This is a genomic window from Winogradskyella pulchriflava, from assembly GCF_042434315.1.
Classification (GTDB): domain Bacteria; phylum Bacteroidota; class Bacteroidia; order Flavobacteriales; family Flavobacteriaceae; genus Winogradskyella; species Winogradskyella pulchriflava.
In genome coordinates this window covers 129,173-144,626 of record NZ_JBHLTQ010000019.1, presented here as the reverse complement: position 1 = coordinate 144,626, position 15,454 = coordinate 129,173, and the positions used below count along the sequence as shown (strand labels likewise).

General features: G+C 33.7%; 12 protein-coding genes. 6 read left to right on the top strand and 6 right to left on the bottom strand.

The features are described 5' to 3' along the window. Positions 1–15 precede the first annotated feature (15 nt). Positions 16–897: a GTPase Era gene (gene era, locus ACFFGA_RS15970; protein ID WP_386065621.1), complete on the top strand. Its 882-nt coding sequence runs from the start codon at positions 16–18 to the stop codon at positions 895–897. 1 nt (position 898) lies between these two features. Here era and ACFFGA_RS15965 read toward each other — a convergent pair whose 3' ends face one another. Then, entirely contained in the window at positions 899–1,420 is a 522-nt protein-coding gene (locus ACFFGA_RS15965) for a GTP-binding protein (RefSeq protein ID WP_386065619.1), read from the bottom strand. Positions 1,421–1,571: 151 nt separating this feature from the next. Between ACFFGA_RS15965 and der the strand changes: the two genes are divergently transcribed. The 3 genes from der (at position 1,572) to ACFFGA_RS15950 (ending at position 8,208) form a co-directional block, all read left to right on the top strand. Next, positions 1,572–2,876: a ribosome biogenesis GTPase Der gene (gene der / locus ACFFGA_RS15960; protein ID WP_386065617.1), complete on the top strand. Its 1,305-nt coding sequence runs from the start codon at positions 1,572–1,574 to the stop codon at positions 2,874–2,876. A 17-nt stretch (positions 2,877–2,893) separates the two neighbouring features. Then, a complete protein-coding gene (locus ACFFGA_RS15955) occupies positions 2,894–5,329 on the top strand; it encodes a T9SS type B sorting domain-containing protein (RefSeq protein WP_386065615.1) in 2,436 nt (811 codons plus the stop codon). Between the two features lie 95 nt (positions 5,330–5,424). Next, positions 5,425–8,208 (top strand): outer membrane beta-barrel protein, encoded by a 2,784-nt coding sequence (locus tag ACFFGA_RS15950; protein ID WP_386065613.1) that lies wholly within the window; start codon positions 5,425–5,427, stop codon positions 8,206–8,208. Positions 8,209–8,335: 127 nt separating this feature from the next. On the opposite strand, the gene ACFFGA_RS15945 is transcribed toward ACFFGA_RS15950, so the two are convergent. From ACFFGA_RS15945 to ACFFGA_RS15925, 5 genes are read right to left on the bottom strand one after another with little or no spacing between them, the layout of a single operon-like run. Further along, positions 8,336–9,163 carry a TPM domain-containing protein gene (locus ACFFGA_RS15945; RefSeq protein ID WP_386065611.1) on the bottom strand — a complete coding sequence of 276 codons (828 nt, stop codon included), beginning with the start codon at positions 9,161–9,163 and terminating at the stop codon, positions 8,336–8,338. Then, entirely contained in the window at positions 9,163–9,600 is a 438-nt protein-coding gene (locus ACFFGA_RS15940) for a TPM domain-containing protein (protein ID WP_386065609.1), read from the bottom strand. Before ACFFGA_RS15940 ends, ACFFGA_RS15945 begins: the two co-directional genes overlap by 1 nt. A gap of 9 nt (positions 9,601–9,609) precedes the next feature. Beyond that, on the bottom strand, positions 9,610–10,209 hold the full coding sequence (locus tag ACFFGA_RS15935) for a LemA family protein (RefSeq protein WP_386065607.1): 600 nt from the start codon (positions 10,207–10,209) through the stop codon (positions 9,610–9,612). A gap of 12 nt (positions 10,210–10,221) precedes the next feature. Beyond that, positions 10,222–10,551 carry a MerR family transcriptional regulator gene (locus ACFFGA_RS15930; RefSeq protein WP_386065605.1) on the bottom strand — a complete coding sequence of 110 codons (330 nt, stop codon included), beginning with the start codon at positions 10,549–10,551 and terminating at the stop codon, positions 10,222–10,224. Position 10,552: 1 nt separating this feature from the next. Further along, positions 10,553–11,524 carry a M23 family metallopeptidase gene (locus tag ACFFGA_RS15925; RefSeq protein ID WP_386065603.1) on the bottom strand — a complete coding sequence of 324 codons (972 nt, stop codon included), beginning with the start codon at positions 11,522–11,524 and terminating at the stop codon, positions 10,553–10,555. Positions 11,525–11,744: 220 nt separating this feature from the next. Here ACFFGA_RS15925 and alaS point away from each other — a divergent pair, with 220 nt between their 5' ends. Beyond that, on the top strand, positions 11,745–14,360 hold the full coding sequence (gene alaS, locus ACFFGA_RS15920) for an alanine--tRNA ligase (protein ID WP_386065601.1): 2,616 nt from the start codon (positions 11,745–11,747) through the stop codon (positions 14,358–14,360). Between the two features lie 136 nt (positions 14,361–14,496). Next, the gene (locus ACFFGA_RS15915; RefSeq protein WP_386065599.1) at positions 14,497–15,450 is read left to right on the top strand and encodes a GSCFA domain-containing protein; all 954 of its coding nucleotides are present in this window, start codon (positions 14,497–14,499) and stop codon (positions 15,448–15,450) included. The last annotated feature ends 4 nt before the right edge of the window (positions 15,451–15,454 follow it).

Here is a 15,454-nt window from a genome sequence, read left to right as displayed (position 1 = left end):
ATAAATTTTTTAAAAATGCACAAAGCAGGTTTTGTAAATATTATTGGTAACCCTAATGTTGGTAAGTCCACCTTAATGAATGCTTTTATAGGTGAAAAACTATCTATAATTACATCCAAAGCTCAAACTACAAGACACAGAATTTTAGGTATTGTAAATGGTGATGATTTTCAGGTGATATTGAGCGATACACCAGGAATTATAAAGCCAGCTTACGAGTTACAGGAGTCTATGATGGATTTTGTGAAGTCTGCGTTTGAAGATGCTGACGTGCTTGTTTATATGGTGGAGATAGGCGAGAAAGAATTAAAGGATGAAGCTTTCTTCAAGAAGATTACAAACTCTAAAATACCTGTTTTACTGCTTTTAAATAAAATTGATAATTCTAACCAAGAGCAATTAGAAGAACAGGCAGAATTATGGCAGCAAAAAGTACCAAATGCCGAATTTTTTCCAATTTCTGCATTGCAAGGGTTTAACGTTCAAAATGTGTTTGATAGAATTATAGAGTTGTTGCCAGAGTCACCAGCATTTTATCCAAAAGACCAATTAACAGATAAGCCAGAACGCTTTTTTGTAAATGAAGCTATTAGAGAAAAAATCTTAATGCATTACAAAAAAGAAATTCCGTATGCAGTTGAAGTTGATACCGAAGAATTTTTTGAAGAAGAAAATATTATAAGAATGCGTTCGGTTATTATGGTTGAGCGCGAAACTCAAAAAGGGATAATAATAGGCCATAAAGGTTCTGCTTTAAAGAGAGTTGGTGTTGAAGCGAGGAAAGACTTAGAGAAATTTTTTGGCAAACAAGTGCATTTAGAACTGTATGTAAAAGTGAATAAAAACTGGAGAAGTAACCAAAATCAGTTAAGACGTTTTGGTTATAATCAAAAATAATTTAAGATGCTGCATGTATATTCTTACTGCGAAGCGTATCTCTCATAAAATGATGTAGCTCGTGCATTTGCGTCATACCAGCTTTTTTTCCCAAACGACCACTGAAATAAAGTCCCAACCAAATGATCACCATAAAAAAGGTTAAAAACAATTGAATGGCATAATCTGCTTTCAATGACCAGTTGACATAAGCCCAAATGGCAAAACCAATAAATAATCCAGCGATTATAAAGTGAAAAAACATAAACATGGTCCAAACTGTTGGGTTAGGACCAAATAAGCCATAGATTATACTAGTCTCGTCGTTATTGTAATCTTCGTTGATTTCAAGATGTAATTGTGGTGACCAGAAGTGTTGTTTAGTTTTTGGAATTTTGATAAAAACGTGATCGTCAACTCGTGTTACGATAAAACTGGATTGCTTTTTGCTCTCAATTTCAAATAAAGACAGCAAATATTCATTGTCATGGTTGACAATGAATTTGAATCTTGGCCTTAATATTACATCGTTTGAAAGCTCCATAATTTCAACTATAGGACTTCAATTTACATATTTTCATATTGAAACTAAAACTTCGACTTCTCAAAACTCAAAACTCAAAACGTAAATCTAAAATTAAACACTACCTTTGCAACCGCTTACAGGATATGTAATGCAGAATAAATTTTAAGATATGGGAAATATAGTTGCAGTTGTAGGACGACCAAACGTTGGTAAATCTACTTTTTTTAATCGCTTGATAAAAAGACGTGAAGCCATTGTTGATGCTGTTAGTGGAGTAACTAGAGACCGTCATTATGGTAAAACCGATTGGAATGGTAGAGAATTTTCTATTATTGATACAGGAGGTTATGTTGTGGGTAGTGATGATGTTTTTGAAGCTGAAATCGATAAGCAAGTAGAATTAGCTATAGACGAGGCAGATGCTATAATTTTTATGGTAGATGTAGAAGACGGTATTACAGGAATGGATGAGGATGTTGCTAATTTGCTTAGAAAAGTTGATAAGCCTGTTTTTCTTGTTGTAAATAAAGTAGATAACAATAAAAGGGCAGAAGATGCTGTTGAATTTTATGCATTAGGATTAGGCGATTATTTCACCATAGCAAGTATAAACGGAAGCGGTACAGGAGATTTACTTGATGCTGTAGTTGAAGCGCTTCCTGAGAAAGAAGAAGTTGAAGAAGAAGAATTGCCACGATTTGCTGTAGTTGGTAGACCTAATGCAGGTAAGTCATCTTTTATAAATGCTTTAATTGGCGAAGACCGCTACATTGTAACAGATATTGCAGGTACAACAAGAGACTCAATAGATACAAAATACAATCGTTTTGGTTTTGAGTTTAATTTGGTAGATACTGCTGGAATTAGAAGAAAATCTAAAGTAAAAGAAGATTTAGAATTCTATTCTGTTATGCGAAGTGTTAGGGCAATAGAGCACTGTGATGTTTGTCTATTAGTATTAGATGCTACTCGAGGTTTTGATGGACAAGTTCAAAATATATTTTGGTTAGCAGAACGCAATAGAAAAGGCATTGTAATCCTAGTCAATAAATGGGATTTGGTTGATAAAAATACCAAAACAGCCAAAGAATTTGAACAACATATCAGAAAAGAAATTGCTCCATTTACAGATGTGCCAATTGTATTTATCTCAGTGTTAAATAAACAACGAATTTTTAAGGCTATAGAAACGGCAGTTGAGGTTTACAAAAACAGAACTAAACGTATTAAAACTAGTGTTCTTAACGATGTGCTTCTTCCTATAATAGAGCACAACCCTCCACCAGCATACAAAGGTAAATACGTTAAGATAAAATACATTATGCAATTGCCAACTCCACAACCACAGTTTGCATTTTTCTGTAACCTACCACAATACATAAAGGAACCTTATAAACGTTTCTTAGAAAATCAGTTAAGAGATCATTTTGATTTTAATGGTGTTCCAGTAAGTGTCTACATGCGCAAAAAGTAGTACATTTACTTTCTGCTATGTTAAAATTTAGACTTCATATTATTTGTTTGGTTAGTATGCTGTGCAATTTTGCAATAGCACAAAGTCCACCAAATATTTCAGCTTCAGGAAATCAAATGTATTGTGCTGAAGCACCTATGCCAATTGTTACTGATGTTTCAATATCCAGTACGTCAGGTGAGAGCATGCTCGATGTTATCTTTATACAAATAGCTACAGGATATTCTTTAGGGAATGATGTGTTGTCACTAACTGGCACACATCCTAATATTACAGAGTCTTGGTCAATAGGCGAAGGCTTACTGACACTTACTGGTCCTGCAAGTTTTGCGGATTTTGAAAATGCAATAAGCGCAGTACGGTTTCAAACTTCAGAAAACAATTTTACACAAGACAAATTTTTTTCAATAAATCTTGGTGAGGCAAATTTTCTTCCAGCAACAGGACATTACTATTTTTATGTGGAAGATATAGGTGTTAGTTGGACGCAAGCAAGAGATGCTGCGGCTGCAGAAACTTATTTTGGCTTACAAGGTTATTTGGCAACAATTACCACAGAAGAAGAGGTGCAAATAACAGGAGAGCAAGCTCAAGGTACAGGCTGGATAGGTGGCTCGGATCAAGGAACGGAAGGTGTGTGGAGGTGGGAAACAGGTCCAGAAGCAGGTCAGGTGTTTTGGAATGGTGCTGTAAATGGAAGTTCCCCTGATGGCATGTTTGCTTTTTGGAATAATGGTGAACCCAACAATTTAGGTGAAGAAGATTATGCACATATTACCGATCCTGATATAGGTATTTTAGGCTCTTGGAATGATTTAGCTATTACAGGTTCTACAGATCCAAATAGTGCTTATCACCCTAAAGGTTATATTGTAGAATTTGGTGGCATGCCAGGAGATCCAGATATTAATGTTTCTGCAAGTACAGTTATAGTAATGCCAAAAACCAATATCTATACAAATAGAATATGTGAAGAAGGTATTGCAGAAATAACTATTGAAACTAATACAGACGAAGTGTTATGGTTTGAGACACAAAGCTCAACAGATATAATACACACAGGATTTACCTATGAAAATTATATAAATACCTCTACAACATACTATGTGTTGCCTTTATTTAATGGTTGTAATGATGGAAATAGAATTCCCGTTACAGTAAACGTGTATGAATCTCCAATTGCAAATGATATAACTATTATTCAATGCGATGATGAAGTTGGTGACGGCATTTCAAGTTTCAATCTTAATAATTATACAGACGATATCGTAAGAGATGTTAACGGACAGGTTATACCTATTTGGGATATAAGTTTTTATGAAGATGAAGATTTAAGTGTTCAAATAAATAGTGATAACTACATAAATACAAGCAATTATCAAGTTATCTATGCTAAAGTGCTTGATGATTTTACAGGCTGCTTTAGTGTGTCTGAAGTGACATTGCAAGTTAATTCTTCAAGTGATACGAGTGCAAGCATAGAAATATGTGATGATTTTATTGAAGATGGATTTGCTTTTTTTGATTTATCAGAAGCGGATAATCAGATATTAACAAATTCACCAGTAAATGCAAGTATTGCCTACTATGTTACTTATAACGAAGCTTTGTTAAGAGAAAATGTAATCATTGGAGATTATTTTAATGAGGTGGCTTACAATCAAACAGTATATGCTAGAGTAGATATAGACAATACTTGTTATGCCATTAACGAAGTGAATTTAACGGTTAAGAATTTGCCCAATGTTTTGCAATACGAAGAGGTCTATTATTGTTTAAATTCTTTTCCTGAAACTACAACTTTAGAAGGTGGAATTCTTGATGATATACCAAACAATTATGCTTATGATTGGTCAACGGGAGAAACAACCATGAACATAGAAGTAAATGAAGTAGGAACGTATATTGTGTTTGTAACAAGACCAGCTGGTTGTACCAATAGAAGGACAATTGTAGTGTTGCCATCGAGCACAGCAACTGTTGAAACTATTGAGGTGTTAGATATCTCAGAAAACAATACAATTACAGTATTGGTAACAGGTGAAGGTGATTACGTTTATGCTTTAGATGATGAAAATGGAGTCTATCAAGAATCCAATGTTTTTGAAAATGTAAGTCCTGGTATTCATACAGTTTATGTAAAAGACATAAAGAACAATTGTGGTATAGTTTCAAGTGATATTTCTGTACTTGGCTTTCCTAAGTTTTTTACTCCTAATGATGATACTGTAAATGATACTTGGCAGATTTCGGGATTTTCATCACAATTTCCTGTCACAGCTAGAGTCGATATATTTAATCGTTATGGGAAGCACCTTGCCATTTTAAACGACAATAATCCTAAATGGGATGGCACATATAACGGACAATTATTACCTACTGATGATTATTGGTTTGTAGCCAAACTAATTGATGGTAGGACTTTTAAAGGGCACTTTACCTTAAAACGATAAGCTTAAAATTTATTATAATTTTAAGAAAATTCATACGATTTATTTCTTTATTGCGTTGTTAAAACAACTACAATTACAACCATCAATCAATCTCAATGAAAAAACTGCTATTAGTTTTTGTAATACTCTTTGCAATACAATCATCGTTTTCCCAAGAAAAATCCTTTGAAATTACCGGAACGCTTAAAGCAGAAGACACTAATTTTCCTTTAGAGTCAGCAACTGTTTACTTAGAGCGCGTCAAGGATAGTACTATTGTTACCTATACCATTTCTGATAAGGATGGGAAGTTTAAACTCGAAAGTTCTACTTACGATAAAAGCTTAAATTTTTATGTGTCGTATGTAGGCTACCAAACCTATTTTAAGCAAATAGCAATCGATAAAGAAACGATTGATTTAAGTACAATTTCGCTTCAATTAGATAATCAGCTCGATGAGGTTTTGATAAAATCTACAGCACCCATAACCATAAAAAAAGACACTTTAGAGTTTAATGTAAAGTCTTTTAAAACACAGAAAGACGCCAATGTTGAAGATTTGCTTAAGCAATTACCAGGAGTAGAGGTAGATGATGAAGGAAATATTACGGTAAACGGCAAACCAGTAAACAAAATTTTGGTAAATGGGAAACCATTTTTTGGAGATGATCCTACAATTACAACAAAAAATTTAACCAAAGATATTATTGAAAAAATTCAGATTGTTGACACAAAAACAAAGTCTGAAGCGTTTTCCGGTGAAGCTGGTGATACGGAAAATAAAACCATAAACCTTACAATTAAAGAAGAAAACAACAAAGGGATTTTTGGGCGTGTTGCAGCTGGTGCAGGTACAGATAAGCGTTATGAATATGCAGGTATGATAAATTTCTTTGATAATGACAGACGTATTAGTGTACTTGCAGGTGGTAACAACATTAACTCACCAGGTTTTAGTTTTGGTGAGCTTTCAAAAATGTTTGGTAATGCTAGGAGTGTTTATTTTAATAGCAATGGTTCGTTTAGTTTTGATGGACGTTCATTTGGTGGAGGGCAAGGTATTACAACCTCTAGGAGTACAGGTTTAAATTATGCTGATGTTATTGGTGAAACCGTAGATATATCGGCAGATTATTTTAATTCTTTTAGTAATTCGGAAAATGAAACATCAACAGAACGCGAAACCATTTTAGCAGATTCAAGATTTTTTACAAACTCAAGATCAAGGTCAGATAACGAAACGGATAGTCATACTGCAAATATGGAATTTGAAATAGAAACAGATTCAACTTTTCAAATTACAATAGAACCCTCTTTTAGCTATTCTAAAACAAGAACATTATACAAAAGTAATGACGAAACCTTGGATGAAGATTTAGTGCTTACCAACCAATCTTCTGTAAACTCAACTGTAGAACGCTATGCCAGGGAGTTTTCAACCGATGTGTCAGCAACTAAGCGTTTTGGTAGTAAAGGTGCTTTTATTAGAGCAGAAATACAAACCAATGTGAGTAAGCAAGAAAGTGATGATTTTTTAAACTCAATTGCTGAAATATTTGGCACTGAACCCGAAACCATTGATAGAAATCAATTTACGGATGGTATTAATGATAGTTATGGGTTTTCAACAGAATTCACTTATAGATTACCAATAATAACAAAGAAATTTTTCTTGAATTTTGAATATCTATATTCAAGAGATAAAGATAAAAACAGGGAAAGTACTTATGATTTTAACGAAGGTGCACAAGATTTTACCGATTTTAATACAGCATTAAGTACCGATTTTGAATATACAGATTCTAGAAGTGTGCCAAGTTTTGGGGCCACTTATAGAGGTGAAAAATTATATACACGTTTCGATATTGGTTATAATATTCGTAATCTAGAAAATAATGATTTATTACGACCACAGTTTAATGTAGAACGTCAATTTAAAAATATTGAGGCAAGTTATAGGTTAAATTATAGGTTTAGCCCAAAGGCATCAATTTATGGTAGTTATTGGTTGCGAAACAACCCTCCAGCATTACGACAGTTGCAAGCGTTTACAGATGTGTCAAACCCATTGAGCATTATAATTGGTAACCCTAACTTAGAACCATCAAACCGACATAGTTTTTACGCAGGATATAATGGTTTTGATTGGCAAAAACGTACAGGATTTTATGCCAACTTCAATGCAAGTTTCACGAAAAATCAAGTGGTATCTAAAACGGTGGTTGACCCAGAGTCTTTAGTGAGAACAACCACTTATGAAAACGTGGATGGTAACTATAACTATGGTGTTTCAGGAAATTACAGTAAAGAAATAAAACTAGACACTTTAAGGTCCGTAAAACTAAATTTAAGAGCACGATTTAATCAAAGTAAAAACATCAACTTTAATAATGACGTAAAATACGCCAGTAAAATGAATACCGTTTCACCAAGACTTGGAATAGATTTTATTTGGACTAAAGTTATGGAGATAAAACCTTATTATGAATTAAATATTTCTAATAACTCATATGATATAGAAGCGTTTGAAGATAGAAATTTTATAAGCCATAATGCAGGACTAAGAACAGCAACCTTTTTACCAGAAAAATTTGAATGGCGTAATGATATTAACTTTAACTACAATCCAAATGTCGCTGATGGCTTTCAGAAAAGTGCTTGGTTTTGGAACTCAACCCTTAGCTATAGCTTGTTGAAGGATAAAGGATTAATTTCTTTGAAAGTTTATGATCTATTAGACCAAAATACAAATGCTAGACGTGTAGCTACACAAGATTATATACAAGATTCGCAGAGTACCGTGTTAAGACAATATTTTATGTTGGGCTTTAGTTATAAATTTAATAGTCTAGGAAGTAAAGGTGAGACTAATGATAGTGATTTTTTCTACTTTGATTAGTCCAAAGAAAAAACAAATCTAGAACTATGTTTACACCTTTATAATATTTTCTAGTTTTAAAACAGTTTACATACTAAGTGCTGTAAATTTTTCCCTTTAAGGGAAATGTCCGCAGGATAAAGGGGCTTTACCAGCCTCCAGAAGCTCCGCCACCACCAAAACTTCCTCCTCCAAAACCACCTCCGAAGCCTCCGCCTCCAAAGCTACCACCTCCAGAACTTCCACCAAATCCACCAAATCCTCCAGAAGAGGACCCTCTGGAATAACTACCACGCCCCATATTACTTAATATAATGGCTTCGAGAATACTTCGAGAATCATCATTACGATTACCTCCATTGCCACCTTTGCCACCACCTCTGCTTTTAGAAATGGCAATAATGAAAATAATAAAGACAATAAATAGGATAAAGAAAACTTCAAAAGGAAAGTCAGTGCCATTACTTTGCCGTGTACCTTGATACTCCCCATTCATAACTTCAAAAATGGCATCTGAGGCTCTGTTGAGTCCTCCGTAATAATCGTTTTGTTTAAAGTATGGGATGATGTCTCTATCAATAATACGTTTGCTCATGGCGTCTGTTAGCAAATGCTCAACACCTTTACCTGTATTTATACCAATTTTTCTATCATCTCTGGCTAAGAGAATAAAAATACCATTATCCTTATCTGCTTGACCAATTCCCCATTTTTCTGCCCACTGTGCACCTAAATAATTAATATATTCTCCTTTTGTAGAACTAATTATTGCAATTACAATTTGAGTAGAAGTGGTGTCTGAATACCTAATAAGTTTTTGTTCTAAACTGTTTTTTTGGGATTGGGATAATAACTTTATATCGTCATCATAAACACTAGTTTGGAACTCTGGTTTTGGCGGAATATCATATTGCGCAAAACCGCTAAATGTGCAGACTAGGTACAGAAATAAAATGATATACTTTAATTGTTGCATTAGCCTTTAGAAATTGTATTGTCCAATTCGTTTGTGTCTCCGTGCTCCCAAGGAAAATACTTTGAAAGTACCTTGCCTGCTTCCATTATACCATCAATTAGCCCTTGTTTAAAATCACCAACTTTAAATTGTGAAGCAATTTTATCGCGAGTAGAATTCCAAAAATTGGCACCTACACTATTGTTAATGCCTTGATCTCCAAAAATTACAAAGGCTTTATTGTTTACAGCCACATATATAAGTACACCGTTTTGTTGTCTGGTATTATCCATCTTAAGAATGTGGAAAACATCAAGCGCACGTTCATATACATCAATATTACATTCCTGTTCTATATGTACACGAATTTCACCTGAAGTTTTACTCTCGGCAATACGTATGGCTTCTACGATTTCCTGCTCTTCTTTTGTGGTTAGGAAATCTTCAATGTGTGGCATGGTTAGATTTTAGTTGAATTCAAAATTAATGTCAGGTGCATTTTCACTTCCAGGATCTGCTTTATAGCGTGGCATTTCTTCAAAGCCAAACCAACCAGCAAGTATTTTTCCTGGGAATTTTGTTGTGTAAATATCATAATCATTTACTTTCTCATTATACCTGTCTCTAGCAACATTAATTCTGTTTTCAGTGCCCTCTAATTGACTCTGTAATTCTAGAAAATTTTGATTGGCTTTTAATTCTGGATAACGCTCTACGGATACTAATAATTTTGAAAGCGCTCCTGATAATCCACTTTGTGCTTGTTGGAATTGAGCCATATTCTCAGCTGTAAGGTTGCTTGCATCGATTGTAGTTGATGTAGCTTTTGCTCTAGCTTCAATTACTTCTCTTAATGTTGTTCTTTCAAAATCTGCTGCACCTTGTACGGTTTTTACTAAATTTCCAATAAGGTCATTTCGTCTTTGGTAAGCACTTTCTACATTAGACCAAGCTGTTTTTGCATTGGCTTCAAGTTCTACGGCATTATTATTAAAGCCTACGGCCCAATTATAGACACCAAATGCGATTATCGCAAGTATAATTAAGGGAATTAGCCATTTTTTCATAATTAATAAGTTTTAAAGTTGAGTTTTTATTTTAATTAGTTGTGCTTTAATATCTTCAAGCTTTTCTATAATTTCAAATTTTTCTAAAGATTGCTTTTTTTCTTCTTTTAAATGAATTTTAGCTCCTTCTAACGTAAATCCTCTTTCCTTTACAAGGTGGTAGATAAACTTTAAATTTTTAATATCCTCTGGTGTGAATTTTCGGTTGCCTTTTGCATTCTTCTTAGGCTTAAGGACATCAAATTCTTTTTCCCAAAACCGAATTAATGAAGCGTTTACATTAAAGGCTTTAGCAACTTCACCAATGCCATAATATCGTTTTTCTGGTAATTCTATATGCATCTTAATCGAGGGATTGGTTTTCTAATGAAGCTTTCTTAAGCAAGATATCAAACTCTTGTGGAGATAAATTACCATAATAGAAGTTTATTGGGTTAATACGTTCACCATCTTTAAAAACTTCGTAATGCAAATGTGGAGCTTCAGAACGGCCAGTACTGCCTACAAATCCAATTAAATCACCACGTTTAACACGTTGATTTACCTTAACATTGTATTTGTATAAGTGAGCATATAAGGACATGTAACCAAAACCGTGGTCTATACGAATATGCTTTCCATAACCTGTAGAACTATTATCTGCACGTTTTACAATACCATTTCCTGTTGCATAGATTGGTGTGCCACGAGGTGCCGTAAAATCCATACCAAAATGGAATTTTCTAATCTTGGTAAAAGGATCGGTTCTGTAACCATAACCAGATGCCATACGTGTAAGATCTACATTATTCACAGGTTGTATTGCTGGTATAGCTTCTAAGAATTTTTCTTTGTCTGCTGCTAGCTTAGCAATTTCATCTAAAGATTTCGATTGCACAACAATAGCTTTTTCAAGAATATCCAAGCGCTTGTTACTTTCAGAAATCAACTGAGAATTGTCAAATCCTTCAAACTTTTTATAACGATTAATACCACCAAAACCAGCACGTCTTTGCTCTTCAGGTATTGGATTTGCTTCAAAATATAATCTGTAAATGGCATTATCGCGTTCTTCAACATTTTCTAAAGCAGCTATGGCATCATCCATACGTTTATTGAGCAATTCATATTGTAATTGCATATTCTGCAACTCTCTTGCTAATTGTCGTTCTTTTGGAGATTCTATATAATTACTGGCAATTGCAAAAGATAAAAAGCCAAATAATGCAGCTGCTAAAAGAAATACCGTAGCATACTTAAATGTTGTTCTTTTTTTACGCTTTATTTTACGATATGAAAGCGTTTCAGCATCGTAATAATATTTTACCTTAGCCATGTCTGAATTTATACTATTTTTGCAGCTAGTAAACTCTAATTGAGTGTTAATTTCACTAGCAAAACAACCAAACCTACAAAAATAATATTACATTATTTTTTATTGTAGTTTATTTGTAGGTTCACGAACACCAAAATCTAAATTAAGAGATTGGTGAGTAAAGATAAAAATTGTTTTGTAATTGTGGTAATTAAAACTAAACAAGCTATAATTTCATTATATGAAGTCTCAAGATATTCGCGCTAAATTTTTAAATTTCTTTGAAGGGAAACAACACCTTATTGTGCCATCTGCACCTATGGTGTTAAAAAATGATCCTACATTAATGTTCGTAAACTCTGGTATGGCACCTTTTAAAGAATATTTTTTAGGTAATGCAGAACCAAAGAAAAATAGAATTGCAGATTCGCAAAAATGTTTACGTGTTTCTGGTAAACATAACGATTTGGAAGAGGTTGGTTACGACACCTACCATCATACACTTTTTGAAATGCTAGGTAACTGGAGCTTTGGCGATTATTTTAAAAAAGAAGCTATTGCTTGGGCTTGGGAATTGCTTACCGAAGTCTATGGAATTGATAAGGACATTCTTTATGTTACGGTTTTTGAAGGTAGCGATGATGCTGATAATCTTAAAATGGATGCAGAAGCTTATGACATTTGGAAACAATATATCTCTGAAGACCGAATACTAAAAGGAAATAAAAAGGACAACTTTTGGGAAATGGGTGACCAAGGACCTTGCGGACCTTGTAGCGAAATCCATGTCGATATTCGTTCTGCTGAAGAAAAAGCAAAAGTGGATGGAAAATCTTTAGTAAATATGGATCATCCACAAGTTGTAGAGATTTGGAACTTGGTATTTATGCAATACAACCGTAAGGCTAACGGAAGTTTAGAAGCTTTGCCAAACAAGCACATTGATACAGGAATGGGCTTTGAGCGTTTATGTATGGTGTTACAAGGAGTACAATCTAACTACGATACAGATGTTTTTACACCTATAATTCGTGAAATTGAAACCATAACAGATAAAGATTATGGTAAAGACGAAAAAGTCGATGTCGCTATTCGTGTTATTTCAGATCATGTACGTGCAGTAGCATTTTCTATAGCAGATGGTCAGTTGCCAAGTAATACTGGTGCTGGTTATGTAATTAGAAGAATTTTACGTCGTGCTGTACGTTACGGTTTTACATTTTTAGATAAGAAAGAACCATTTATATATCGTCTGGTTGATATGCTTAGTAAAAAAATGGGGAATGCTTTCCCAGAATTGAAAGCGCAAAAACAACTTATTGAAAATGTAATTAAAGAAGAAGAAACCTCATTTTTAAGAACCTTAGATCAAGGTTTGGTATTATTGAATCGTATTGTTGAAGAAACAAAAGGAGATACTGTTTCTGGTGATAAAGCTTTTGAACTTTACGATACATATGGTTTTCCTATAGATTTAACCGCTTTAATTTTATCTGAAAAGAATTTAAAATTAGATGAAAAAGGATTTGAAGAGCAACTTCAAGTTCAGAAAAACAGATCTCGTGCTGCAAGCGAAATATCTACAGACGATTGGACCGTATTAATTGATGATGCAGAACAAGAATTTATAGGCTACGATACACTTGAAGCTAATGTAAAAATAACACGATACAGAAAAGTAACCTCCAAAAAAGATGGTGAAATGTATCAATTGGTATTTAATCTAACCCCTTTCTATGCAGAAGGTGGAGGACAGGTTGGAGATAAAGGTTATTTAGAAGACATAAATGGTGATGTCATTTATATCTTAGACACTAAAAAAGAAAATAATATAACTATACATTTCGCTAAAAATTTACCAAATCATTTAGTCGAAACACATAAGGCTGTTGTTGATGCAAAACAGCGATACAGAACCGAATGTAACCATACCGCAACACATTTACTACATCAGGCATTGCGAGAAATTCTTGGTGAGCATGTTGAACAAAAAGGTTCTGCAGTGCATTCTAAACATTTACGTTTCGATTTTTCACACTTTTCTAAGCTAACAGTAGATGAGTTAAGAGATGTTGAAAATTTTGTCAATGCACGTATCGATGGCAAATTACCATTGCAAGAAAATAGAAATGTACCAATGGATAAGGCCTTAGACGATGGGGCAATGGCATTGTTTGGCGAAAAATATGGTGATACAGTACGTACCATTCGTTTTGGACAATCTATAGAGCTTTGTGGTGGTACTCACGTAAAGAATACAGCAGATATATGGCATTTTAAAATAGTATCTGAAAGTGCTGTTGCAGCTGGTATTCGCCGTATTGAAGCAATTACCAATGATGCTGTTAAAGATTTTTATTTTGAAAATAACAGAGCATATTTTGAAATGAAGGATTTGCTCAATAACGCTAAGGAACCTGTAAAGGCTTTACAAAATTTGCAAGCTGAAAATGTAGATTTAAAAAAGCAAATAGAGAGTTTATTAAAAGATAAAGCCAAAAACATAAAAGGAGAGCTTAAAAGAGAACTAACCGAAATTAATGGTATTCAATTTTTAGCAAAAAAACTCGATCTAGATGCAGCTGGTATTAAAGATGTATGTTTTGAGCTTGGTAGCCAGTTTGATAATTTGTTTTTGTTATTTGGTGCAGAAAATGACGGAAAAGCAATTCTGTCTTGTTATATCTCAAAAGAATTAGTCGCTAGCAAAAGTTTAAATGCTGGCACTATTGTAAGAGAGCTCGGAAAATATATTCAAGGAGGTGGAGGTGGACAACCATTCTTTGCAACTGCAGGTGGTAAAAATCCTGCTGGAATTGAAGAGGCTTTAAAGGCTGCTAAAGATTATATAAAGTAAAGAGATTTCTCAGAGACACACTGAGAGAAAGCACAGAGATTCGCAAAGAGTAGGTATAGGTGTTTTCTCAGTGAAACTTGGTGAAACTCTGTGAATCTCTGCGTAATAACTTTTGTCTCAGTTTGCTTATTAATAAATGAAATTACAAACCAAAATACCGTTACAAGCACAACCACACAACCAAATAGATTATAATTCTAAGTTGTTGTTATTAGGTTCGTGTTTTTCTGAGAATATTGGAGATAAGTTTAGCTATTTTAAGTTTCAAACTATTATTAATCCATTCGGAATACTATTTCACCCTAAAGCCATTGAAAACTTAATTACACGTTCCATAAACAAGGATTACTATTCCGAAGATGAGTTGATTTTTCATAACGAACAATGGTCTTGTTTAGATGCACATTCAAAATTAAATAGTAGTTCTAAGGAAGAACTTTCAGCCAACCTTAATAATGCCTTAGAGCAAACAAATAGACAAATACAAGAATCAACCCATATCATTATCACATTAGGAACAAGTTGGGTGTATAGGCAAATTTCAACAGATCATATAGTTGCCAATTGCCATAAATTACCTCAAAAATCATTTTTAAAAGAGTTGCTATCTGTTAATGATATTGCAGAATCTTTACTAGCAATTATAAGTTTGGTTAGGAGTGTAAACCCAAAGGTTAGTTTTCTTTTTACAGTATCTCCAGTACGTCATACAAAAGATGGTTTTGTAGAAAATACTCAAAGTAAATCACATCTGTTAGCAGCAATTCATCAAGTTGTAGAACCGAGAAATCAGTTGTATTATTTTCCATCTTACGAAATTATGATGGACGAATTACGGGATTATCGCTTTTACAATGCAGATATGATTCATCCAAACGACCTTGCCATAGATTACATCTGGGAAAAGTTTAAACAGGTTTGGATTTCGGAAGCTACAGAAATTACAATGCAAAATGTTGAGATGGTTCAAAAAGGATTAAAACACAAGCCTTTCAATTCAAAGTCAGAAGCACATCAACAGTTTGTAACCAAGCTTCAATCTTATATAAAAGACTTGTGTGATAAGCACCCACATTTTAAATTTGATTAAGTAA